Origin of the sequence: Nocardia sp. CC213A (genome assembly GCF_030766805.1) — a bacterium.
Lineage (GTDB): Bacteria > Actinomycetota > Actinomycetes > Mycobacteriales > Mycobacteriaceae > Nocardia > Nocardia otitidiscaviarum.
The window spans coordinates 375856-401376 of sequence record NZ_JASFXA010000004.1; the positions used below are offsets into that span (position 1 = coordinate 375856).

The 25521-nt window shown below is 71.1% G+C and carries 1 protein-coding gene; it reads right to left on the minus strand.

What is annotated here, in order from left to right; translation table 11 throughout:
- Positions 1-84: 84 nt before the first annotated feature.
- The gene (locus QJS31_RS10205; RefSeq protein WP_306356525.1) at positions 85-25506 is read right to left on the minus strand and encodes a hypothetical protein; all 25422 of its coding nucleotides are present in this window, start codon (positions 25504-25506) and stop codon (positions 85-87) included.
- Between the last annotated feature and the right edge of the window lie 15 nt (positions 25507-25521).

Sequence of the window (25521 nt, forward strand, 5' to 3'; positions counted from 1 at the left end):
CGACACGACGTCGTGCCCACACTCGCTCGAGTGCCCGAACATTCGGCGACGGATCGGCGAAGTTCCGGTGAACCGGCCGCTCGGCTACCCGGTGAAGATCCGGGATCGGCGGTCCGGATCCGCGAGTGTGTCCCGGATGAACAGGCCGAGATCGAGATCGCCACCGATCGAGCGATAGCCGATATCGACCAGTACCCGGTCACCGGCGGTGACGGTGAACCGCGCCGTGCGTTTCTCCGGCTGCTGCCACTGTGCCCGCACCGCCGAGTCGTCCAGATCCATGACGTGCTCACCCACGCGCAGCCACAACCGGCCATCGAATCGGTAGAACACCGCCGGGATCTCACCCAGTTCGCCGTAGACGCCGCCGATCTCCCGGGCCTCCGCCACACCGGCCTGCAACCGACCGTTCGCGGGATCGAAGCTCGCCGAGACACCGAATCCGGTGTGCGGACGCACCACGATCTCGCCACCGTTACCGCGGGGCTCGGCTCGACGGCGGCCGTTCGCGGCCACCGAGCGGCCTCGGCTCGCCCCGGTGGATCCGGGTCCCGGCGGCGGCATGGGCGGCATCGCCGGGGACATCGGGTAGCCGGACGATGGCGTCGGCGCGGCGGTCGCGCCCGCCGGCGGCTGGGTCGACGCCGACGTTCCGTGGCCCCATTCGTGTTCCGGCACAGTGAGGTACGGGTCGGCGGGCGACTGCCAGGAGGGCATCTGCCCGCCCGGCGGCACCCCCGGCGCTGACGCCCAGGACGGCGGTGCGGGTGCGACGTGCTGTGGGCCGCTCGGCACCGACGGTGTGGGTGCAGCGGGCGAGTACGGTGGCCGCGCCGACGACTCCGGGGACAGCGGCGGCTGCGACGGCATCGACGGACCCGACTCCTCGGGCGCGACCTGCGCGGCCCACGGCTCACCCCCTGGCCCGGGCATCCGCTGCCGATCACCCGCCCCGGAGGTCTCCGACGCTGCGGGCGGCAGCCACGGCCGATCCACCGCCGACAGCCCCGATGGGCTGTCCGACGCCACCGGCAGTGCAGGCGAAGTAAGCGATGGTTTCGGATACCCCGACAGCTGCTCCGATCCCGGCTGCCGCTCTGATGACACCGGCGATCCCAGCGCATCGGATACCTCGAGCGGCCGCGGCGACTGCGCCTGCCCCGGAGGCTGCGGCGAACTCGGTAGGTTTGGCAGGTTCGCCCGGTCCGGCAAGTTCACCTGCTCCGGCAAGCCCGAATGGTCCGGCAGGTTCGGCTGGTTCGGCAGGTTCGGCTGATCCGCCGAGCTCACCTGGTCGGGGACTAGCGGCGACTGCGGACGTATCGGCGACTCCGGAAGGCCCTGCGGCCCACCGCGTTCTGGCACATCAGGGCGGGCGGGTGGTTCCGACGAGCCAGGAAGCGCCGACAGCTCCGGCGGCACCGACACTCCGAGCGGCTCGGACACGCCGAGCGGCCGAGGCGACTGCGGCCGCGTATAGCGCTCCGGCGTGTCCGGGGACTCCGGCGCGTGCGGCAGACCTGGCTGTTCGGGCAGATCCGAAGACTGAGGATGTCCTGGCGGCTCGGGGAGATTCAGGGGCTCCGGCAACTCGCCACGCTCCGGCAGGTCAGGGCGTTCGAGTGCGTCCGGCAGACCAGGACGCCCCGGCAGGTCTGAACGCCCTGGAAGCTCGGGGACATCCGGCAGTTCGGGGCGCTGCGGGAGATCCGGAAGCCCGGGAGACCCTGGCGACTCGGGCGGTTGGGAAGGCCGCAGCGGGTCCGGAAGCTCAGGCAGGTCGGGCCATTGCGGCAAGTCAGGGCGTCCGGGTGCGTCCGGGTAACCAGGAAGCCCCGGCAAGTCTGGACGCCCCGGCAACCTCGGGAGGTCCGGCGACCCGGGAGAACCTGGCAACTCGGGAGGTTGGGGCAGCTCTGGAACCTCGGGCAGCTCCGGAACCTCAGGCAGCTCAGGCAACTCCGGAACTTCAGGCAACTCCGGCAACTCCGGAAGCTCGGGCGGCTCCGGCAACTCCGGAACCTCGGGCAGCTCCGGAACCTCAGGCAGCTCAGGCAACTCCGGAAGCTCGGGCAGCTCCGGAACCTCAGGCAGCTCAGGCAACTCCGGAAGCTCGGGTGGCTCCGGCGGTTGCGGCAGCCCTGGGGGGTCCGGGGGTTCAGGAGATTCCGGCGCATCCGGAGGTTCCGGCGCATCCGGAGATTCCGGCGTATCCGGGGGTTCGGGCGATGCCGGTGGTGCGGGTGCGTCTGGGGCTTCCGGTTGTCCCGGCTGCTCGGGGTGTGTTGGCTGCTCCGGCTGATTCGGTTGGTTCGGCCGGTCCGGGTGTAGCCATCGGCGGGGGTCGAAGGGGTCGATGCCTTCGAAATCGGGGAGTTCGACCTCGAATTCGTGTGGTGGATGCGGGATGTGGGAGCGGAAGCCTCGCCTCGGCGGCTGGGGGGATTCAGCCGACGGTATGCGGTGGCCGTCGTGTGGAGTGGACGGGCCGGACGGTGGGTCGGCAGGGGGATCCTGCGGGCCGGCCGGGCCCGGCGTCCGGCCGGGCCCCTCATCGGTCTCGGGATCGACCGGACCCGTGGGGATCTCGTCCGGGTCCAGCGCTACTGTCGGCAGCTCATCCTGGTCCAGAGGTACTGTCGGCAGCTCATCCGGGTCGAGCGCCACCGTAGGCACCTCATCCGGGTCCTGCGGCACCGTCGGCACTTCATCCGGGTCCTGAGGCACCGTCGGCACTTCATCCGAGTCCTGCGGCACCGTCGGCACCTCATCCGAATCCAGCGGCACCGTCGGCAGGCCGTCCGGGTCCGCCCGGGTCGTCGCTACCTCTTCTTGATCGAGCTGAGCGGTCGGCAGGTCGTCGGGGCCGAACGGCCGTGTGGGGCCGTCGGGTTGCGGGGTGGTGGTGTCGGTCGCGCTGTCGGTGGCAGCGTCGGATTCGGTTGTCGCGGTGGCATGTTCCGGTGTGCGGGGTGGGAGGAAGGAGGCGGGTGGTGGGAGGGGCATGGGTTCGTAGGGGATGCCCGCGCGGTCGCCGGTGAGCGGGGGGCGGGCCGCGTCCCAATGGAATCCGTCCAGCGCGGCGACGTGGGCATTGGCCTCGCGCCAGGTCGCGGTCGGATTCGCGCGCAGGTACGCGGATTCGGCGAGGGCATCTTGCAGGAGCAGCAGATCCGGCGGCAGGGGCTTGCCCTGGATCAGGCGGTGCCACGCCTCGGCGACATCGGCGACCGCGTCCAGCGGGCTGCGCGTCAGCTGTCCGGTGACCGGATCCAACACGAGATGCCGGTCCCGCATGAGATGGTTCTTGATCTGCTCCATCTCGGCACGGGTGAACGCGGGCGGCAGTGGGTCCACGCCCATCGCGGCATTGATCTTGTCGGAGAACAGCGTGGCGAGCCGGTCCGCGTCCGCATCGGGCCCCAGCGCTCTGGCCAGCTTCTCGACGAGGGTTCGCCGTACCGCCTCGCGATGCTCCGCGAGGCCGCGCGTGATGGCGTCCAGATCGGAGTCGTCGGCGCGGAAACGGGCATACTGGGCGTCGGCCCATTCCTGCACCCGCGCCCACCTGCGCGCGGCGGCCTCCTGCTGTTCGCGCATGCTCTCCGCCACACCCATATCGGTGTCACGGCTGGTGAACTCGTTCATGGCGCGCAGCACGCCATCGACGACGCCGTCGGCTCGATGCCGAGGTGGGCGCGGTCGAGCAGCGCCGTCGGCGTGCTCCTCGGGCCGCCATTCGCGCACCATGGGCTGCACCTCGGCGGGCCGATCCCGGAACCAGGGATGTCCCTTGAACCCCGGACGGATCCGGCCCGGATTATCCGAGTCCTTGAACCAGGTGAAGCCGCTCAGTTTCGCGACTTCCAGGATCACGCGCATGATGTTGGACACCGCGTCCGCGTACGGCAGCTCATACATCGGCGTGCCGTCCGGCACCGCGGGACTGCCGCCGCCGGGGAAGTGCGGCAACAGATCCTGGTTGAATGCCTCGGCTGGACGCCCCGTCGCCGGATCGACGCCGAGCGCATCCACGACCGCGGCCTGTATCTGGTCCACGGCCCAGCTGCTGACGCCTTCCGGAAGGTCCCGGGGTTCGTACTTCTTGGGCACCTCACCTTCCCGGTTGCCCGTCCAGTCCGGGCGCGTGGGATCGACTTCGTGCCAGTTCCCCTCGGCGTCCCGCCAGCGGGTGCTGTCGAAGCGGTCCAGGCCGTACCGACCGCCGGGCTGCGAGCCGATTCCACCGGCGGTGAGATGGTCCACCTCGGGCGGCCGCAGCGCGTCGACGGTCAGATTGCCGTCGCGATCGGCCCGGACTCGCCGGTATTCGAGCCGGGTGTCCGGGTCGACGAGCGCCTGTGCCACCGCGGCACTGCGGCGCAGCGCGTCTTCGAGCGCCCGGTCGTGGTCGGCGCGGGAATGGCCGAGTTCATCGCGTGGGCCGAAGACGATGATCCGGCGCGGATCCCCGTCCACGATCGCCACCCGCTCGGATTCCATTCGGGCGCCCTCGGATTCGGCGAGCGTCCGCCACTCCCCCGCGATCCGTGCCATATCGTCCTGGAGCCGCCCGATCCGGTTGTGCGCCAGATTCACCTCGTGCGCCACGTCACCGAGAGCCGCGATGGTCCGGTGCTCGTCGGGGAGGTCGGTGCGCAGCCGAGCCAGGGTGTCGGCGAGCCGGTCGGGGCGCAGCGCCGACTCGTCCACCACGCCCTCGTCGTCGAGTACACCCAGGTGCCCGGCCAGTTCATCGCGCGCGAGCCGTCCGGGTTTGGTGATCAGCAGTTCGTCGGCCCGCTGTTGCGCCAGCCGGGCGAGTTCGGCCGTGACCAGTTCGGAAGGCGGCCGCACCCGGTCGACCCCGGCGCGCTCCAGCGCACTCATCCGCTGTTCGAGATCGAGAATCCGCTCGCGCAGTCCGAGCACCCGCTCCGACGATTCGGTCAGCTTCGACAGCGTTTCCACTCGGTAGGCGCGCTCCTCGGGCCCCGGCGACCGGGTGGTTCGCAGCGGGCCCTCGTCACCGAGTGCTCCGATGTCGACGGATTGCGATCCGGTCTCCTGGTGCAGCCGGAGCAGCGTAGCCTGGAGCGACTCACCGGTACCGAGCGCCCGCTCCGGATTGCCGCCACCCAGTTGGGCGAACCGGTAATCGCGTTTGGCGCGCTGGAACTCCAGTTCCTTCGTCAGTTTCTTGTGCTGTTCGAGCAACCGGTCGTAGTGCGCCACCGGATCCGGATCGGGCGCCGGTATCGGCTCCGGCGAACTCCGCGCCGGATCCGGTGCGGCGGACATCGGATTCGGCTCGCGCCCCGGACCCGCATCCGTGTCGATGGCCGTATTCGTCTGGCGCGGCAGCGGTTCCGGCCAGTTGCCCGGCGTCGGGCGTACATATCCGGGTTGTGCGAATCGCTGGGCGGCATCGACCAGAATGGAGTACAACGCCCGCTCCGGCCCGGATGCGTAGCGGCCGTTGATCTCGTGGGCCGCGAATGCCTCGGCGTAGGCCTCCTGCGGTACCAGGTTCTCCGGGAGTTTCGGATTCCCATTGAAGCTGTAACCGCTCAACTGGCTCAGCCACTGCACGAATCCCGCGTGGTCGTATGCCCCGGCTTCCTCGCGGTAGTACGCCTGCAAGCGCTCGATCGTGTAGTCCCGCTGCGTCCGCGGGTCCCAATGCTCGATATTGCCGGCATTGTCGAGCGCATGGCCCAGTTCGTGCAGCAGGATCGACCGCACCGGATTCTCGGAGACCCCGGGCGGGAACCAGCCGACGGACTCGCGGTGCTCCACGAGTGCCCGCAGCGCCTGCGGGTCCGCGGCGTACGCACGATTCAGGATGATCGCGTCGGTGTACATCCGACCGTCGGACCCGATTCTCGGCTCCGCCCAGGCAATCCAGTTCTGGTCGGGTGGATCGCCGATTCCGAGGCGGCGCAGCCGGATCTCCGGATAGGTGCGCAGTGTCTCGTCGACGGTCCGGGCCATTTCGCGGACGACCTCGGTGTCCACCTGCGGGTCCTCGACCCCGAAGACCGTCAGATCGTCGTAACGGTCCTGGAGGACCTGGGCCACCTCACGCGGCGCGAGCAGCGCCCATTCATCCCCGGCCAGGGAGCCCAGCAGCCGTTTCAGCATGGTCAGCGCACGGTCGGCGAGCGTGGGCGTGCGCGATTCCTGCGGGCCGGTCGGCGTGTGCGCGGCCGACCCGAGATCCGGCATACCCGCATCGAGGTCGGTGTTCTCCGGGTCCATGCTGCCGTCGGACAGTGGCTGCGGATCCAGCGGAGCCCCGGAATCCTCGGGTGCCGCGTCCTCGGCGACGAAGCGCACGGCCCGCACATCGTTGACGGTGCCCTGAATGACCACCTGCTGCAATTGCATTGCCAGGTCGTAGTCTTCGATCGGATTGAACCGCCAGGTGGCGCCCTCCGGCGGTGCACCCGTCCGCCATTCCATGATGAGACCGTCACCATTGGTGAACACCTCGGCGACCCCCGGATCACGGGTCCATGAGGTGGAGTCGCTGACATCCGACTTCGAAAGCACATGTTCTTCCGCTGAAACGCTTTCGGTGCCACGCGGAATGGCGTCGCCGCGCAGCGCCGCCACATACGCCGGATTCAGAATGCCGCTCTCCAGTTTCCTGGGAATGCCGCGATAGAGCGGGGTGCTGCCCTCGCCGTCCGGCAGCGTTCCCCCGTGCAGGACCGCGCCATTCTCCGGGCGAATGAATCTCACTGTGGCACTCAGGTTTTCACCCAGCGGACCTTCCAGATCCAGTCTGCGGTCGATGATGACATCGGTGAACCCGTACCGCTCCGCGAGCTGGCCGGTATGCGTGTACCAGGCCGACTCCTCGGGGCTGAACCCCGCCTGGAGAGTCGCGTTGAAGGTCGCGAGGTTGTCGCCGAGCGGACTGCCGCCGCCTTCGAACCAGTTGCCCTCGATGGCCCGCACCCGATCCCCGAGCACGCGCCAGGCGTCGGCGAACATCTCCGACCCCGTCGCCGTTGCGGGTCCGGCGCGCAGTTCGAGGGTGAGGGTGCCGTCGGCGTCGACGCTGGCGAGGATGCCGTGGCGGTGGTCGCCGCCGTAGCGGTTGACATACGTTCCGCCGTCCGCGGAGACGAAACCGCCCCCGGGGACCGGGACCATGCCCTCGGGGTGCCCCGGACCCGCGTGATCGGCGAGTTCCGCGAGCCGGTCCAGCACGGCATCGTGCCAACCTTCCCGGCCACGGGCGGCGAAATCCGGTCGCAGCGCCTCGATTCGGCGACGGATGGCCTCCAGCTCGGCGGCGGTGAGGGCGTGATCGGTTACTTCGAGGGTGCCGTCGGGCAGGCGGACCTGGAAATGCTGGGCGAAGGGGCTGAGCGCGTCGCCGGTGGTCGGGTGGTTGCCGAAGTTCAGGTGGTGGCCGATGCCGCTCACGCGGTTGCCGGGCGCGAGCACCCAATCGAAGTCGCCGCGGCCCGGGGTTCCGGTCAGCACATCGAGCAGCCCTAGCTCCCGGGCGCCCGCCGCGTCCAAGAACATCTCGTGGGCGTCGACGAACTTCTCCCCGGCCACCGATCCCGGCATCGGTTCCAGGTACACCACATTCGCGCGGCGCGGGTCGCGGTACACCTGCGGGACGTCGGCCCCGACCGCGCGGCCGACGAGCGAGGCCAGCTGCTCGGCGTCGGCATGCCGGGAGTTGAGCATGGTGACGCGGTGCAGCACCGTGCCGTCGTCGAAGGTGAGCCGTTCAGTGCGGCGTGGCTCGGTCAGCGACCTGCCTTCGCCGAGTACCTCGACCGAGCTCGGTCTCGTCGCGAGGGCGGCCCGAGCCCGATCCGCGAAGCTGCGAACGCCGTGCGCGACATCCCAGGCCCGGCCGTAACTCTCGGCGTAGGACTCACCGGCTTTTGTGGTCCGATGGTCCGCGAGCACCGGGCGCAGCGCCTCCAACCCCGCCTGGTTGGCCAACCGATCGAGGGTGGCGTCCGACGTGCCGGGCAGCGCCTGCGTGACATCGGCGCGCGTCCGGTCGAACGCGTCCCGGTACACCTGCTCCAGCGGGCTCACCGGCAGCTGGTGGCCCGCCTCGCGCATTTGCATGGCCACCACGATCTCCAGCGCGTAGGCCCGGCTGTGCTGCGCGAGCATCCGGCGGATGTAGTCCTCGCGCGTGGACTGCATGCGATGCCGGACGGCGACCGGATCGCGGTGCGCGAGGTCGGCGTGAATGGCGGCATGGGTCAGGGCGAGCAGATGCTCGGCATCGGTGGCACCGGGGTCGAGAACCAGCGTATTGCGGGCCGGGTAGTACTGTGCCGGAGCTCCCGTCCGGTGCGTGTAGGCGACGCCGTGGCGGTCCAGAGTCTCGTTGGCCCATTGCCCGGCCGGAGTCTCCGCGAGCACCGCGCGCAGACGCGTGATGCGTTCGGCCGTAGACTGATCCGCCAGCCGGCCCGGTGTGATGTCGGGCTGGTCGACCCGTGGCTCCGGCCGCCCGTGCGGGTCCACCGGCACGGTATCGGTGGTTTCCACGCTGACCCGGCCGTTCCCGTCAATATGAATGGTGCGCGCCTCCGGCGCGACCGACGGTGAGATCTGTTGGGCCACCGCCGGGTCGCGCAGGGCCTCAGCCAGCACGCGCTGGTGTTCGCCGGGTGGTGCGGCGATGACGAGACGGTCCGGCGCGGCGATCGCGTGATCGCCCGGGTCGCCGGGGATGAGGGCGACGTGGTCACCGAGCAGCCGCCCGCGCTCCGGAATCTCGGCGGTGAGGACATCGCGGGCCGCGACGGCCGCGAGGTTGTCGAGGTGCCGCCGCTCATCGCGCAACGCCAGTTCCCGCTGGTCGGCGAGATCGGCCAGGGTGCGCAGATCGTGGTCCAGGCGGCGCAGTTCGGCGAGCCGGTCGGCGGGAGTTCCGGAGTCGGTGAGCGCGCCCTCGAGGTGTCGGCGCAGCTGTTCGGCCTGCCGCCGAAGATCCGGTCGATCCGCTGTCGGGTCCGGCACGGGTGGGATATCCGGATCGGCGGCCAGCACGCGCTCGGCGGTCGTCGCCGCCCGCTCGGCCACCTCCCGCAGCTCGGTGGCGAGTTCCGCCGCACGCAGCTCGGCGGCCCGGCCGTCGAGCGCGGAACGGCGCATCCCGTCGGCGATTTCGGCGGTCGTCGGCAGGTGCGGCACGCCGGGACGGGTACGCGACGCGGCGTTGACGTCGTCCCAGGCCCTGCCGTAGAGGTCGGTGTAGGTCGTGCCGTCGTCGGAGGCGAGGTCGGCGATCTCCGGCCGGATGGCGTCGCCGGCCAGTCGTCGCGCGAAATCGTCGACGGCCTCGGCGGTCACGGCCGTATCCGGGTCACGGCGCGCGAACGGAGCGAGCGACGCCTCGCGGACCGCACGCTCGTAGACGTCGCGGTAGGTCTGCTCGATCCGGGCGACGGTGTCGCTGCCCGTGATCTCGTACCCCAGTTCCCGCAGCTGCTGTGCCAATTCGACCATGCGGATGCTGGCCTCGACCTCCTCGTCGATCATGGCCCGCACGAACTCGTCCCGGCCCATGGTCCGGATCCGCTCGACCGCGCTGCGCCCCTCGGTGAGGTACTCGGCGTGCAGCGATTCGTGCGCGAGCCAGAGTGCCTGGCGCACATGGTCGACGCCGCTGGTGTAGGTGACGACGGACAGATCCCCCCGCCGCGTCTCGCCGGACCTGCCGTCGGTGTGCGTGTGGTCGAAGCGCTGCCGCAGCGGAGCCGCGTCGAGGTCGGCGAGTATCCGCCTGCCGATATCGGTCTGCGCCAACAGGCTTCGCACCGAATCGGCGGGATCGTCGAGCGAACGCAGGATTGGCGGCGTTGGCTCCGGGGCGACCGCGTCGCGTGGTGCGGAAGAGTCGCCCCAGGCCGGGGTGTCCACCTCGCTGGAGTTGGGGGTGCCGTCGGTGGGGGTGCCGTCGGTCGGGGTGCCGCCCTTGGGGCCGTCGTCGGTGGGGGTGCCGTCGGTAGGTGTGCCGCCCTTGGGGCCGTCGTCGGTGGGCGTGCCGTCGATGGGAGCACTGTCGGAAGGGATGCCGTCGGTGGGAGCACCGTCGGAAGGGATGCCGACGGTGGTCCGCGCGGGCGCGGAGCCCTCGGGCTCCGCCTGATTCGCGTCCGATACCGGGCCGTGCGGTGGACCGTCCGGGGTCCCGGGCGCGGTCGGCGTCCCGTCGGAGCCGTCATCGTCCGGACCGTTGCCGATCCGTCGGAGGATGTCGTCGAACGCTGCGTCGGTCCGGCGTTGGATATCGTCGAGCCGGTTCAGTGTCTGCCGCGACAGTTCGTGGAGACGCTCATCAGCCTCGCGGGCGATGGTCTGGAAGCGGTCCCCGGGTGTTGGCGGGTGCAGATGCGCGGCAGCGGGTTCCGGTGGCGGCACGATGTTGTCGGCGGGATGCCGAAGTTCGCCGCGCGTCACCGTGATTCGGCCCTGGTCGTCGAAATCGATACGCAGTTCCCGCACGACCGTGCCCCGGTTCACCCGCTCGCTCAGCTCCGGATACTGTTGCCGCGCTTCGTCCCACACCCGTGCCGCATCGGTGTTGCCCCAGCCGACCACCAGGATGTGGGGTGGGTCGCCGTCGATGACGCCCACCCGGTCGGTGATCAGCTCCGCGCCCGCGGTGAGCAGGGTGTCGCGCTCCATGGCGGTGGCCATGGCACGGTCCAGGATGTCCACCCGCTCGGCGGCGGCGTGGTAGCGCTCGGCGGCGGTTTCCAGTGCGTCGATCCGCGCCAGGCGGCGGGGCATCTCGTCGACCCGCATGGTGGTGCCGCGCAGTTCTGCGACGGTGTCCGCCAGGCGATCCGGGGTGAGGTCCGCGGCGGTGACCGGCAGTCCGGTCATGGCCGCGTCCAGGGCATCCCAGGCCGTGTCACGGGTTCGGACGGCGGCGGCGCTGTCGGCGGCGAGGATGTCCATGACCGCTTGGCGCTGGCGGGCCGCGTCGTCCAACGCGGCCGTTTCCCGCTGGAGTGCGGCATCGATGCGCGCGCCCGGGTCGGCGGGCGGTTCCTCGAGCCGTACCGGGCGAGCGGACTCGTCGGCCGGGGGTGGCTCGGGTGATCGGTCCGCCGGGGACGAGTTCGCGTCGGCGTCCGGAACCCGCTGTGCGGCACCGTCCGAGGACGGGGTATCGGGTTGCCCCGGTTCGACGGGTCGCCGGGAGGCGTCGGCCGGAGGAGAATCCGCGCTGTCGGCGTCCGGAACCTGCTGTGCGGCACCGTCGGACGACGGACTGCCGGGCTGCCCCGGAGCGACGGACCGCCGGAAACCGCCAACCAGAGGCGCGTCCGCGCCGTCAGCGCCCGGAATTCGCTGGGCAGCACCGTCCGACGAGGGGGTGTCGGGTTGCCTCGGTGGTGCCGACGGCGGCGATTCGTCGGCGGGAGGATCGTCGCGACGCGGCGACCGGCCGTCGTCCGTGGGTGGTCCGAGCTGTTCGTTCGCGCGCGCGGCGGCCGACTCGAGGCGGGCGAGGTGCGCTTCGGCCAGGTGTAGGCGGCGAGTGGCGTCGTCGAGCCGGTCGAGTCTCTCCTGTCGCTGCGCCATCTCGTCGACGCGTGTGGTGCGGGTGCGGTGATGGTCCAGGGTCTCGTCCACCCGGCCCGGGGTGAGATCCGAGACATCGATGGGCAGTCCGTCCAGGCCGGCATCGCGGTCGGCGCGGGCCTCGTCACGCTCCCTGGTGGCGGCGGCGAGTTCGCGGTCCAGGCGGATGCGCTGCCAGTCGGCATGGGGCCGGGCCCGGTCGAGTGCGGCGCTCAGGCGGTCGATATCGGACCGCGCGGTGTGCACAGCGCGCGCGGCCGACTCCAGATCATCGATGCGGACGAGGTGTGCCGCGTGCTCGGAAATCGGGAGCGTGCGGGCGCGCAGCGCGTCGAGAGTGTCGTCGAGGCGGTCGGGGCGCAGCTCCGAGGCGTCGACCGGATGCCGCGTCATCTCCTCGGCCAGCCGCATTCGCGCGGCGTCGAAAGCCGCTGTGGCGGCGTCGAGTTCGTTGCGCACATCGGCGTAGCGCCGCACGTCCGGATGGTCGGGGCGGGCGAGCGCCGCCTCCAGCCGGGCGGCATCGGTCTCCGCGCGGGCAAGGTCGGCCTCGGCGGCGTGCACCCGCCGTGCCGCGGCGCCGAGCGCGTCCACCCGTGCCAGATGGGCGGCGTGCTCCGATACCGGCAGCGTCCGGGAGCGCAGGCCCTCCAGGATTTCGTCGAGATGCTCCGGGCGCAGGTCGGTTTCCGCCACAGGGTGGCGTGCGACCTGTTCGGCGAGTGCGCGACGGGCCTGCGCCAGTTCCTGGCGGGCGTTCTCGACCCTGCCCGCCGCGGCCACGGCCGCGGCCTCGTCGAGCGCACGCTGATGCCGATCGACGAGGTCCGCGAGGTCGGCCAGCCCGGCGGCGCGATCGCGGATCTCCGCCCGCAGCGTGGCCTGGAGTTCGGCCAGCTCCCGCGCGCTCAGGCCCTCGTGCTTTTCGATCTTGCCGTCGCGGTACTCCTCGTAGACCTCGGCGAGCCGGGCCGGATCGGCGTCGGTGATGTCGACGCCGATGATCCGCGCCCAGTCGCGATTCGCGTGCGGCACCGTGGATTCCGGATCGCGCGTCCGGTCGGCGGCGTCGCGCAGACCGTCGGTGAAGGCGTGCGGATCGCCGACGATGTCGCGCAGATGAGCGGGGGCGCCGGGATCGTGGATGCGCAGTTCCCCGTCGGCGGCCCGGGGATCCAGCGCGGGGTTGTTCCGCACATCGGTGTAGGGGTCGAGATCGAGCAGCGTGCGGGTGAACTCCGCGATGGCGGCCCGCACCTCGGTATCGCGTCCGGCCCGCTGCGCCAGGCGCATCGCATCGGTGAGGGCGCCGACGTCGATGCCCTTCGTATCCCCGTGCGGTACCCAGATGAGCGCGTTCGGATTCCGCGTCTCGCCTCGGTCACGGAAGTAGGGGTCGTCGCCGCGCAGGTGCTTTCCAGGGAGCAGGTCTTCGGGTGCCACACCGAGGCGACGGGCGAGCAGGTCGCGGGCCGCCCGCACCGCGTCGACGTCCAGACTCTTACCCAGCTGTTTGGCGTAGTCGACGAGATCCTTGACGCGCTGGCGCTGCAATGCCGACCGCTGGTCGGGATCGCCGAGCACGTCGGCGATCCGCTGTGGGGTCAGGTCGTCGTGTGGTATGCCGAGGCGGTTGGCCAATTGCTCACGGCGCCGGGTGATGTCGAAGAAGGTCTCGATATCGCTGGCGCTGCGGGCGTAGTCGGCCAGCCCTTCGATCTGTGCGGCGCGCAGCGCATTGCGCAGCCGGTGGTCCGCGATCGTCTCCGGGGTCAGGCCGCCGGGGTCGATGCCGAGTTCGCCGGCCAGGCCACGGATGGCGTCACGTAGCTCATCGACCGAACGCGGCTGATGCGGGTTCGACTGCGGCGCTTCGGAATCCAGCACCGGATGCCAATCGCCCGCACCATCGCGCAGCAGCGTGACACGCACGTCACGGCCGTCGACCGATCCCTGATAGTGGCGGACCTGCGGGGTGTCGGCGGCGTCGAGGTGGAGGCGTCCGGTCGCATCCACCCATGCGTTTCGGTAGTCGGGGACGATATCGCCGCTGTTCACCGCCGCCGCGAGTGCCGGATCGGCGGCGAGTGCGTCCGCGAGCAGGCGCGATCGGTCCCCCGCACCGTCGAAGACGACCAGTCGATCCGGGCCGCCGTCCGGATCGGCCACCCGTACCACGCCGTCGTGCACCTGCCGCCCCTGCCGTGCCCGGGTCCATTCGTCGATCAGGTGGGCGCGTTGGTCGGCATCGGTATCCGAGCGCAGGTACGGTGCGGCCGCGCGCGCGAAATCCGCCAGCGCCGCGGCACGGTCGGCGGTGTCGCCGCGCAGCCGGGCGAGTTCCTCCGCCAGCCGAGCATTCGCCAGGTCGTGCTGGATCCGCCGCATATCCGCCGGGTCGACGGCCGCCAGCAGCTCCCCGCGCTCCGCCGGGTCCACCCGACGCAGGGCGTCGGTGAGGGTTTCCGCGGCCGATTCCGGGTCGATGCCGGACAGCTGCTCGAGGTTCGATCCGGCCAGCAGCCGGGCCCGCTGGTCGGCGGGCAGGGCCAGCAGCGCGCGGGCCACCTCCCCCGGGCTCAGATCGACCAGATCCCGCACCCCCAGGGCGTTCAGGTCCACACCCAGCAGCTGCGCCCAGACGGACCGCTCGTCATTGATCTGATAGCGGCGCAATGCGTTCTCGTAGTGCTCGCGCAGACCGTCCTCGCGGTCCGGGCGGACGCCCTCGTGCGGATCGGCCCAGTGGCGGCCCGGCTCGCCGCCGTTGTTGACGCCCTCCCAGTCCAGCAGCGTCGGTTCCGTACCGCCCGCCCGCACCAGTTCCCGCAGGTACAGACCGAGCGGGTCATTGCTGTCGAAGCTGACCTCGCGGCTGAACGGCAGGCGAGCGTCCTCGGCGTTCCACCGCCGCGCCGCCTCGGCCAAGGCTTCGGCGGCGGCGGCCCGGCGGGCGTTTCGGTACTGCTGTTCGGTGAGGATCCGTTGCACCGCTGCCGGATTCGAATCCGTCAGCTCGATGTCGAGTCGTCGAGCGGCCGCGCGCAGCTCCGCGTCCGGAGACCGGAGTTCCAGGTCGGAATCGGTTGTGTTCGAAGGAGATTCATTGCCGCGACGCGACTCGCCTTCACTCGCTTGGAGTTCCCGCGTATCCGGCGCGGGGAAGAAGGTGTCGTCCGGATCCATGAGCCCGGCAAGCTTCAGCTCCGCCTCCATCTCCGCCAGCAACTCCGGATCGGCCTCGTCGATCCAGTACCGGTACTCCTCGTCGTCGGAGAGCATGGCGGGTACCACGTCTTCCGACTCGTCGCGAGTCCGAGCGGTCAAGCGGTCCAGGAAGAACGGTGCGCCCTCACGCTTCTTCCAGAGCGTGGCGACCTCCTTCCAGATGCGGGCGGGGTTGAAGCTCCCCGACGCGGCCGGGTCGGTGATACCGGCCAGATCCGAGATGGCCGTCTGACCTCGGCCGTCCTCGCCCGAGCCCGACGGGTACTTGGGATATGCGCCGTCGTAGGCGAGCGAGGACGGCGAGAAGCCTTCGCGCAGCCGCTGCCGAAGCAGGCCGTCACGCTTGGCGATCCGCCATTCGGTCTTGGCCAGCTCCCACCGCTCGCGCAGGGTGAGCGCGCCCTCCGCCGCCTTGGCCAGCAGTTCGCGGTGGCGGACATCGACGGAATCGGGGCGGGTGTCGGGGCGTGGGGTGAGTTGACCGGATTCCGTTGAGTCGCCGGCCGGAGGCACGACGCGCATCCGGCCGTCGTCGCCGGGTGCCAGCCCGACGGGCACCCGATCGCCGTCCACCTCGAGCACCATCCTGCGGGTGCCCTCGGGGGGAGTCGAGTCCGGTTCGGTCCTCAGCACATCGGCCAGGGCGGCAAGGTCTTCGGCCTGCCGCAGCGTGGCCTCGCGCAGGTCGGCCAGGGTGGGGGTGACGCGGTCCGGGTGCAGCGCCGCGGGATCGAGCCCGAGCAGGTCGGCCCACCGATCCCGGGTGGCCTCGATCTGGCGGCGGTGCACCGCGTCGGTGGCGGCCTCGTGGCGGGCGACGCTGTCGGCCAGCGCCTCGATCACACCGGCGGTCAGCAGGTTGCGGTAGCGCAGATCGGCGAGTGTGCGCGCCGGGTCGGCGGATCGCAGTTCGGCGTCCGACAGTCCCAGGCGCTGGGCGAGCCGGTCCCGAAGTCCGGAGTCGGAATGCAGTCGTGGCGTCCGATCGGGTTGTGCGGCAGGGTTCTCCGGTCGCGGAGAACCGTCCGCGGCTGTCAAGCGGGCCGGACCCGTATCGGGAGCCGGGTACGAGAGATAGCCCAGTCCGAGTGAGCGCAGTTCCGCCAGCATCCGCTGCCGCGCTCCCGGATCGGCCTCACGCCAGTAGTCCTCGTCGCCGTACAGCTGATCGACATCCAGCGGTCCGAAGTCGTCGGGATAGCGCATGTGCGCGGCGGCGGCGATGGATTCGTCGAGGAAACCACGGGCCCTTGCCATTTCGGCCAGCTCCCACAGGGTTCCGAATGGGTCGCGGTTGCCGTCGAAGGCATCCCGCAGGCCGAGCGCTTCGGCCAGGCGGCGGATGTATTCGCGTTCGCCTTCGGACAGCGTGACCGGGTCGACGCCACCGGCCCGCACGTCGGGCTGATCGAGGAAGCGTCGGACGGCATCGAGCGGATCGTCGGCATCCGGATCGGCGCTGCGTGCTCCGGCACCCGAATCACCCGCTCCGCCGGGAGGATCGCCCGCACCGTCCGCGGTGCCGTTCGTCGGCGGTAGGCCGGGTGGCCGTTGCGAGCCGCCCCCGGTCCCCGGCTCCGGAGCCGTATCCTCCGAATCCGCGGCATCGTCGGTCCGGCGTCGCGACTCCGCCAGCTCCGCATCCGTGCGCCGACTCCGTTCCGCGACTTCGGTGTCGGTGCGTCGACCGGCCTCCGCCAACTCGGCATCGGAACGCTGCCGCGACTCATCGAGCTCCGCATCGGTCCGCTGCCGCGACTCGGCCAGCTCGGCATTGGAACGTTGCCGCGACTCCGCCAACTCGGCATCGGTGCGCTGGCGCGACTCGTCCAACTCCGCATCGGAACGCTGCCGCGACTCCGCCAACTCGGCATCGGTGCGCTGGCGCGACTCGTCCAACTCCGCGTCGGTGCGCTGGCGCGACTCGTCCAACTCCGCGTCGGTGCGCTGGCGCGACTCGTCCAACTCCGCATCGGTGCGCTGGCGCGACTCGGCGAGTTCGGCCGCCATCCGGTTCGTCGATTCGTCGGGCCGCGTACCGGGGTCTGCCGGTGGGCGCGAACCGTCGTCCGGGTCACGGGCGAGTGTGGGCGGTCCGGGCGGATCCGCGGGTGGGAGCCGGGAGCCGCCACCGGCCTGCGGTCCGCTGCCCGCCGGGTGCGGCGGGGGTGCGGCGGTACCCGGTTCCTCACCCGGATCGTCGGGACGGCCGGGCAGCTGCCCACGCTCGGCCAGCCGGTGGAACTGTTCGGCCAGCTCGGCGAGCGTCCTGATCTGCTCGGCCCGGTCGCGCACCTCGCCGCGCATGCCGTCCAGAGCCGCCGCGAGATCGGCGGCGCTGAGGCCCTCGTGCTTGTCGATCCGACCGTCCCGGTACGCCTCGTACACCCGACGGAAGGTCGCGTCGTCGGCGCCGACCAGGTCCACGCCCACCAGGCGCGCCCAGTCGCCACCCGGCTGCGGCCGGGTATCGGGATCACCGCTGGGCAATTCGCCGCTCTCGGGCAGCCGCGCCCGAGCATCGGCCACGGCGTCGGCGAGGGCACTGCCGAAGTCGAGCGGATCGCCTGAGGGGACCGCACCCGCGAGGATGGCGCGCAGCCCCGGCAGGGCGTCGATATCGTGCACCGGCGGTTCGGTGTCGGCGGAACGCGGGTCGGCCGCGCGATCGCCCCGGGGCACCTCGGAATACGGGTCGACGTCGGTGAGCGCGGCGGCGAATTCGGCCAGCGCGTCCCGCGCGACCGAGGCACTCCCGTCGCGTACCAGTCCGGCGACGACCTTGCGCAGTTTCGCCGGATCGATGCCCGCGGCATCCGGAACCCGGATGAGCCGTCCCGCATCGTTATTCGTGTACTTGGTCGGATACAGCTCCGACGGCTCGATGCCGAGCTGCCGCGCCAGTCGGTCCCGTGCGGCATCGAGCGCCGCTGCGTCGAGTCCGCGCAGCCGCCGCGCGTAAGCGACGAGATCCTCGAACCGCTGGATACGTAGCGCCCGGCGCGGCGCCGGGTCGATGAGGCCCTCCGCGATCGCCCGGGCTGTCAGTTCCGCCTCCGGCAGTCCCAGGCGCTGCGCCAGCGGGGCCCGAACCTCGGCGAGACCGTAGAAGGTCTGGATATCGTTGGCGGTGCGAATGTAGTCGGCGAGCGCCTCGATCTGGCCCGCCCGCATCGCGTTCAGCAGCTGCTGCGAGGCGATCGTCCGCGCCAACCGCTCCGGATGCACGCCGTCGGGGCCGATGCCGAGGTCGTCGAGGCCGACACCGAGTCGCCGTGCCAGCTCGCCCATCTCGCGCAGTACCTCTTCGGGCGATCGCGGCGCGGTGCGATCCGATGCGCCGTCGGGCGTCGCATCGAGTGTGTCGGATACCGGATCGACGGTCTGGGGAACCGGCCGCCACTGCTGTCCGGTGTTGTCCCGCACCAGGGTCACGACCAGTTCCCGGCCGTCCACCGGGCCGCGGAAGTGGTGGACTTCGGGGGTATCGACCGGGTCGAGGTGCGGCTGCCCGGACTCGTCGACACGCACCTGCCGGTAGTCCACCCGGATATCGCCGGTGTCGAGCGCGGCCGCCAGATCCGGCCGCATGGCCAGCGTGTCGGCCAGCACCTCGTCCCGGCCGCGAGCACCGTCGATGACCACCAGCAGGTCCGGCCCGTCGTCGATCGGAATCCGGGCGATCTGGTCGCCGTACGGCTCGCCGACCTGCCGCTGATCGGCCTGCGCCAGCAGATCGGCCGCCGCGGTGGCGAAGTCGGCCAAGCCCTCCGCTCGCGCGATGTTCCTGTTCCGCAGCCGATCCAGGGTGCCGTCCAGCCGATCGGGGCCGAGGGCGGCGAGATCGATACCGAACATGGCTGCCCACGTGGACAATTCGTCCGTCAACTGACTGCGGCGCAGCGCGTGCTCGAAATAGATCGGGATACCGTCGTCACGGCCGAGCTCCGGATTCTCGCCGACCCGGTTCCACTCCGGCAGCGGGTCGGCCCCGTTGCCGACTTCCGCGCTGTCCAGCAGCCCGGGATCAGAGCCCATCGCGACCATGATCTCGCGCAGGAACAACCCCATCGGATTGTCGTCGAAGAAGCTGCGCGGCACGGCACCGACCGGCACGCTGCCACCGGGGCGGCCCTCGGCATCCGTTCCCGGCGTGCCGTCCGCGTCGTGCCAGCGATAGGGGCGGCTGTTCTCCTCGTTGAAACGCCGTGCGGCGTCGCCGAGTCCCTCGATGGCGGCGGCGGCGCGCAACGTCCGGTACTGCTGCTCGTCGAGCACCCGCCGAATGGTCGCCGGATCGTTGTCGGGCAGGTCGAACCCGAGCCGCCGCGCCATATCCGCGAGCGACTCGTCCTGTGGCGGGTTCGCGGGTTCCGCGACCGGCAGCGGATCGTTCGACACCTCCGGAATCGGCTGCTCTTCGAGCCGGACCGACTCCTCGGCGGAGATCAGACCTTGGTCGTAGAGGTCGTCGATGATCCGCTGACGCAGCTCCGGATCCGTGCTGGAATCCAGCAGATCCCGCAGTGCGGCGCGGTTCTCGTCCGCCGGACGCAACTCCAAGCGCGTCAGATCGGTCAGGATGCGGCGGCGGACCTCGGGATCGGAGGTGACGTCCAGCAGCGCTTCGAAATCGGCGCGGGCCTGCTCCGGGGAGATGATCCCGGCTTCATGGGTGACGCCGATACCCTGGCGGGCGCGTTCCGGATCGGTATCGCTGATCCAGGGCCGGTACTCCGCGCCGTCGGGCGTGTGCACCGGCATATGCTCGCCGGCTTGCGCCGCGATACGACCGGAGAGCCGATTCAGGAGGGGTATCTGCTCCCGCTGCTGCCAGAAGGTGACGGACTCCTTGAGAATCCGCGCGATATTCGGGAATCCGTCCCCGCCCGCGCTGGGCGGCTCCTGGAACACCGGGCCGGTGGGAGGCGGCGGCGGTGCGGGAGGTGGAGGGCCGAGCAGGTCCGGGGCGTCGACGACCGCGTCCCGCAGCGCCGTCTGGCCGCGGTGGTCCTCGCCGGAGCCGGAGGGGTACTTGGGGTATACGCCGCGGTGGCCGCGCACATGAGTGATGTCGCGGAAGCGCTCCCACATGCGGCGCAACGCCGACTTGCGCTCCGGGGTGTCGGAATCGGCTCGTCGGGCGGGTGTTTCGCCGCCGTCCGGGGGCGCGACGCGCCAGCGGTCGGCACCGTCGGGGACGAGACGCAGGGGTACCTGCTCACCGTCGACGTCGATGGTTCGGGTGGTGTCGGCATCGCCCTGCGGTGGTAGGACCGCGTCGGGTTCCAGGACACGCGGGCCACCGGCCTCGTCGCCGGAGCGCGAGTTCTGTTGTGCGCCTTCATCGCCCGGATCGTCGGGGGTCGTCGGAGGTGCGGGCGGATCCGACGGCGGCCGGTTCGATCCGCCGTCGGCCACCGCGACTGGGGCGTCGCCGTCGGTCCCCTGCCACACCGAGGTGAACATGTCCGACGCCGTGCGCGTGGACTGATCGCCGTCCTGTGTGCGTGGCGTCCGCGGCGCGGCGGCACCGGACCGCGGCGGAACGCCGACATCGGCATTCGAGGTGCGCACAGGCGCACCATGGTCGGCGGACGGCGACCGGGGCTGCTCCTCCTCGGCAGTGGGTGATCGGTCCGGCTCATCCTCGACAACGGGTGATCGGTCCGGCTCCTCGTCGGCAACGGACGATCGGTTCGGCTCCTCACCGACGGTCGGCGACCGGCTCTCCTCGTCAGCGGGAGGCGACCGGTCCGGGTCCACGTCGGTGGTGGGCGATCGGTCCGCATCCTCGTCAGAGGTCGGCGACCGGTTCGGGTCTTCGTCAGAGGTCGGCGACCGGTTCGGGTCTTCGTCAGAGGTCGGCGACCGGTTCGAGTTTCCGTCAGGGGCCGGCGACTGGTTCGGGTCTTCGTCAGGGGCCGGCGACTGGTCGGGTGTCTCGTCGGTGGTCCGCGACCGGCCATCGTCATCGCCGGCTGTCGGTGACGGCGGCCGTTCCTCGTCGGGTGCGGGTGTCCGGCCGCGCTGCGCTTCGGGCGGCTCCGATCGCGGGCGGGTCGGGGTGTCGTCCGCGTCGGGAGCGTCGGCGGAGAAGCGGTCGGTGAAGAATCGGACGAAGCGGCCCCACCGGTCACGGTCCGGCCGCGCGTGCCGCTCGATCTCCCGCAGGCGGTCCATGGCCGTGTCGAGCCATTCGCCACGGTCGCGAGCGGTGAACTCCGGTTCCAACGCCGCCAGGCGCGCCCGGAGCGACCGCACCTCGGACCTGGTGAATTCATTGTCGCGCCAGACGATCTCGCCGTCGTCGCCGACTCGCAGCAGATAATCGGCGAACGGGCTGACGGGATCACCGGCCTCGGGGCCCGGACCGAAGGCGTTGCGGTGGCCGATCCCACCGACCCCGTCGGGACCGATCATCCAGTGGGAATCCCGGTCCGGCATACCGATCAGCGCGTCCAGCAGGCCCAGCATCCGCCCCCGGGGCGTGTCGGTGGCACCGAGCAGCCGCGCCGCGTCCGCCCCCTCCACCAGTGTCGCCGCCACGTCACCGGGCATCACCTGCATGTAGACGGTGGTGGGAGCGTCACCGTCCCGGTGCACCCGTGGCACGTTCGCGTCGATCGCGGTGCCCAGCATGGACGCCAGGACCTCGGCGTCGGCCTGCCTCGGATCGTCGAACACCTTCCGGACCAGTCGGGTGCCGTCCTCGAAGGTGACCAGTTCCACCCGATGCGCCCGATCGCCGTCGCCGAGCGGTTCGACGCGCACTTCACCGGACTCGACGGCATCGTGCACCAGTGCGTCGAATGCCTGCCGGGACAATGCCTCCCGTTCGATCGGCCCCAGCTTGTGCGTCGGATTGCCCTCGGCGTCGAACATGATCGCGTACGTGCCGGTGCGGTCGCCGACGCCCGCCGGCGGATTCGCGATCACCTCGCCCGTCGCGGCATCCCGGATCACGATCTCGCCGTCCTCGCAGGACACCCGGTATACCCGCGTCACGGCGTCGTCGCCGTCGCCGTAGGTGTCGATCACCAGGGCGTGCACGGTGTCGCTCTCGCCCTGCCGCCGCCGCGCCGCCGCCTCGTCCCGCAGGCGCTGGCGCAGGGAACCATGGTCGTTGAACTGCCGGGCCGCCCCGTCCGCCGCGACCATGATCGCCGCGACCGGCATACCGTCGCGCCACGACTCCGGATCCGGAACTCGGATCGTCGTACTACCGGTGTCCGCCCGGATGCCCGCCAGCGCTCGCACGGCATCATTGCCGCCCGCACTCCGATCCCCGTCCGGCGCGGTGCGATTCGCCGGGGTGGCGGCCGCTGTGTCGGCGCTCGCGTCGCCATCCGGATCGGCCGGGCCGTCCGCGTCCGGCCGCCGCGCACCCCCGCTACCTGCCGAGGACTCATCCTCGGCCAGCCCGCCCAGATCGGTGTCCTCCGCGTCGTCGCGCCGTGCCGACACGGCGGAATCATCACGCGCACGACCCGGTTCGCTGCTGGCCGGACCGGATTCGTCACGCGCAGGGGCCGCTTCGTCATGTGCGAGCGCGGACTCGTCACGTGCAGGGGCAGCCTCGCCGCGTGCAGGAACCGCCTCGTCACGCGCAGGAACCGCCTCGTCACGCGCGGGAACCGCCTCGTCACGCGCTGGAACCGCCTCGTCACGCACAGGCGCAGGTTCGCGTCTCGTTGGAACCGGTTGGTCACGCCCGGGAACGGAACCCTCACGCATGGGAGTACTACCGTCGTCGCGCACGGGAGCCGTTTCGCCGCGCTCTCGAGCGGATTCCTCGCGCGCAGAAGCCGCCTCATCACGCACCGGAGCCGCCTCATCACGCACCGGAGCCGCCTCATCGCGCGCAGAAGCCGCCTCATCACGCACCGGAGCCGCCTCATCGCGTGCAGGAGCCGCCTCATCGCGTGCAGGAGCCGCCTCATCGCGTGCAGGAGCCGCCTCATCGCGTGCAGGCGCGGATTCCTCGCGTGTGGGTACGCCTTCCTCGCGCACACTGGCCGGTTCGCCGCGTCCCTGAACGGAGTCCTCACCCGCCGGAGCGCCTTCGTCACGCACACGGTCCGATTCGCCACGAGCCGGTGCGGATTCATCGCGTGCAGGAACCGCTTCATCGCGTGCAGGCGCGGGTTCCTCGCGTGTGGGTACGCCTTCCTCGCGTATGGAGGGCGGTTCGGCGCGGGTGGTGTCTGTGTCCAGCGGTGCTTCCGTTTGGGTCCGGGGCGTGGCGGCGACCGGGGCACCGGGGTCGGCGGTGTGCGGGTCGGTGCGGGTCGGAGTGGCCTCGGAGCCCGTTGTAGCCGCTTGGATACCGGTGGCGGGGTCGGGCATCGCGCTGGAAGCATGTTGTGCGCCAGCGGCTCTGGGCTCGGTGTGTGGGGCGGCGGTGGGTTCTCCGCCGGGCGGCTGGGCACCGTGCGGTGTGCCGGTGTCGGCCTCGGTGGCTGGCGAACCGGTGGGGTCGGTGGCGGGGGTACGGGTTTGGTCGCCGCGGGCCGCGTCGGACTGCATCCCCTGCGGTCGCGCGTCGGCGGCGGAGACCGGGCGGGCGGAGGCGGGCGAGGCGCCGCGTGCGTCGGCGGGGCCGGGTGACTGCGGTGCGGCGGTGGTCGGCGCTCCGGGCTGCGCCGACACGGCGCCCTGGGGCGGCAGCGCGACAGGGGTGGAACCGGCTACGGAGCCATCGGTGGGGATCACCGGCTTGACACCGGAAGCCGCTGTGCCGGTGCCCGTTTCGGCAGCGCTCCCGAGGTCGGCACCTGAGCCTGGCGCGCGCGGTGCGGCCTGTACGGGCGCACCGGCTCCATCCGCGGACCCAGCACCATCCGCGGACCCAGCACCATCCGCGGACCCAGCACCATCCACAGACCCGGTGCTGTCGGACGACCCAGCACCTTCGGCGGCCATGGAGTCGGCCGTCGTGGACGCATCCGCGCGGTCGTTCACCGCATCGCTATTCGTCCCCTCGCTCTTCCCGACCCCGCCACCGGCGTTGTCCTCGGACCGGGAGCCGGCGTCGGCCGCCGGTTGCAGCGAACCGTTCGCATCACCGGACACGCCCGCACCGTGCGTCGAATCGCCGGTGCCCGAGCGATTTCCGCTGCCCTGCCCGACGCCGTCGTTCCCACCGTGCGCATCGGTCCCCGTGGTGGTCGGGGTATTGGGGGCATCCGCCGCTCGCGTACCACCCGCCCCATCGGCGCGCCCGTCCACCGCACTGTCACCAGCACCGCGCCCGTCCACCGCACTGTCACCAGCACCACGCCCGTCCGCCGCAGCGTCACCAGCACCACGCCCGTCCGCCGCAGCGTCACCAGCACCACGCCCGTCCGCCGCAGCGTCACCCGCACCGCGCGGTTCACCCGTCCGGCCTGTCGTATCGGAGCCGTCACCGTTGGCACCCGCGCCGCGAGTGCCACCCGTATGGGCGTCTCCGGCGCGGCCGTTGGCGGAACCATCGTCCGCACCGTGCCCGCCGCCGTCGGCGGTGCTGCCCGTCCCGTCGCCGGCGGTGTTGCCCGCGCCATTGCCGGAACCATCGCCCGCGCTACCCGGTGGTGGCGCGGAGCCGTCGCCGACGAGTCCGCCCGGCAGCGTCCCCTCGGGTGAGACGCCGACCTGCGGCATATTGCCGAAATCCGGTGTGCCGTTGTAGATGTCGGGAAACCGATTGTGAAAGTGCTGGGTGGCCAGAGCCTTGTTGCCGCCGGAGAGCCCGCCGTTGATCGCCCCGGACAAGGCTCCGGTATGCATGGCGTTCCAGTCGAGCTGCGTGTTCTTCAGGCCGTCGACGGCGGAATCCCAGCCCTCGTTCTTCCAGTCGACGATGAACTGGCCGCCGATGCCGCCGAAGTACCCCGCGTATCCACCCGCCAGTCCGGCGGTGACGCCGGTCAGCGCACCGGTCGTGAAGTCGGACAGCTTGTCGCCGAAGTTCAGCCGATCGGTCAGAACGTCACCGAGCCGGTCATTGAGTCCGCGGCCGACCAGATCGCCCAGCGGCCCGGCTACCGCACCACCGGCCGCCGAGCTCACGGTGCTGATGATGACCTGGTCCCAGTTCATGTCGCGACGGTTGTCCTGGGACAGCTGCCAGGCCTGGATCCCGACTTCCTGGCCCACGCCGATGGCCGTATCGATGGCCACGTGCCGCGCCAGGAACCGGAGCAGGCCGGGCAGGTTCGCGACCCGTCGCGCGACCGCGGCGACGATCCTGGCCGCGATGGCCCGAATACCCATGCGTGTCACCGTGATCGCGGCGGCGGAGACGGCCGGGTAGGCCGGTGGGAATGCCCAGGCGGCGGCGAGTTCGATCGCCAGCAGCGCCAGCGAGCTGATCATCAGGATCTTGGCGTAGTCGATCTCGGTGCCGACGTCGTCGATGCCGAGCGCCAAGCCGTTGAACGCCTCGACGAGCTTCTCGACGGAGGTATCGCCGGAGAGCAGGCTGTCGAAGTACGCCCGCATCTCATCGACGCCCTCGCCCGAGGGGTAGGCGATGAACGTCTTGGTCTTGGCGTCCTCGATATCGGGGATGATCTGTTCCAGGGCGGTCGCGGCGGCACGCCAATCGTCGGCCAGTGCCCACATGGCGTCCTCGTCGCCGTGTGGCCAGTCCGACCCCGCAACCCATTCCAGCCACTTGAGGTAGCCGGGAATATCACCCATCTGCGATTACTCCGA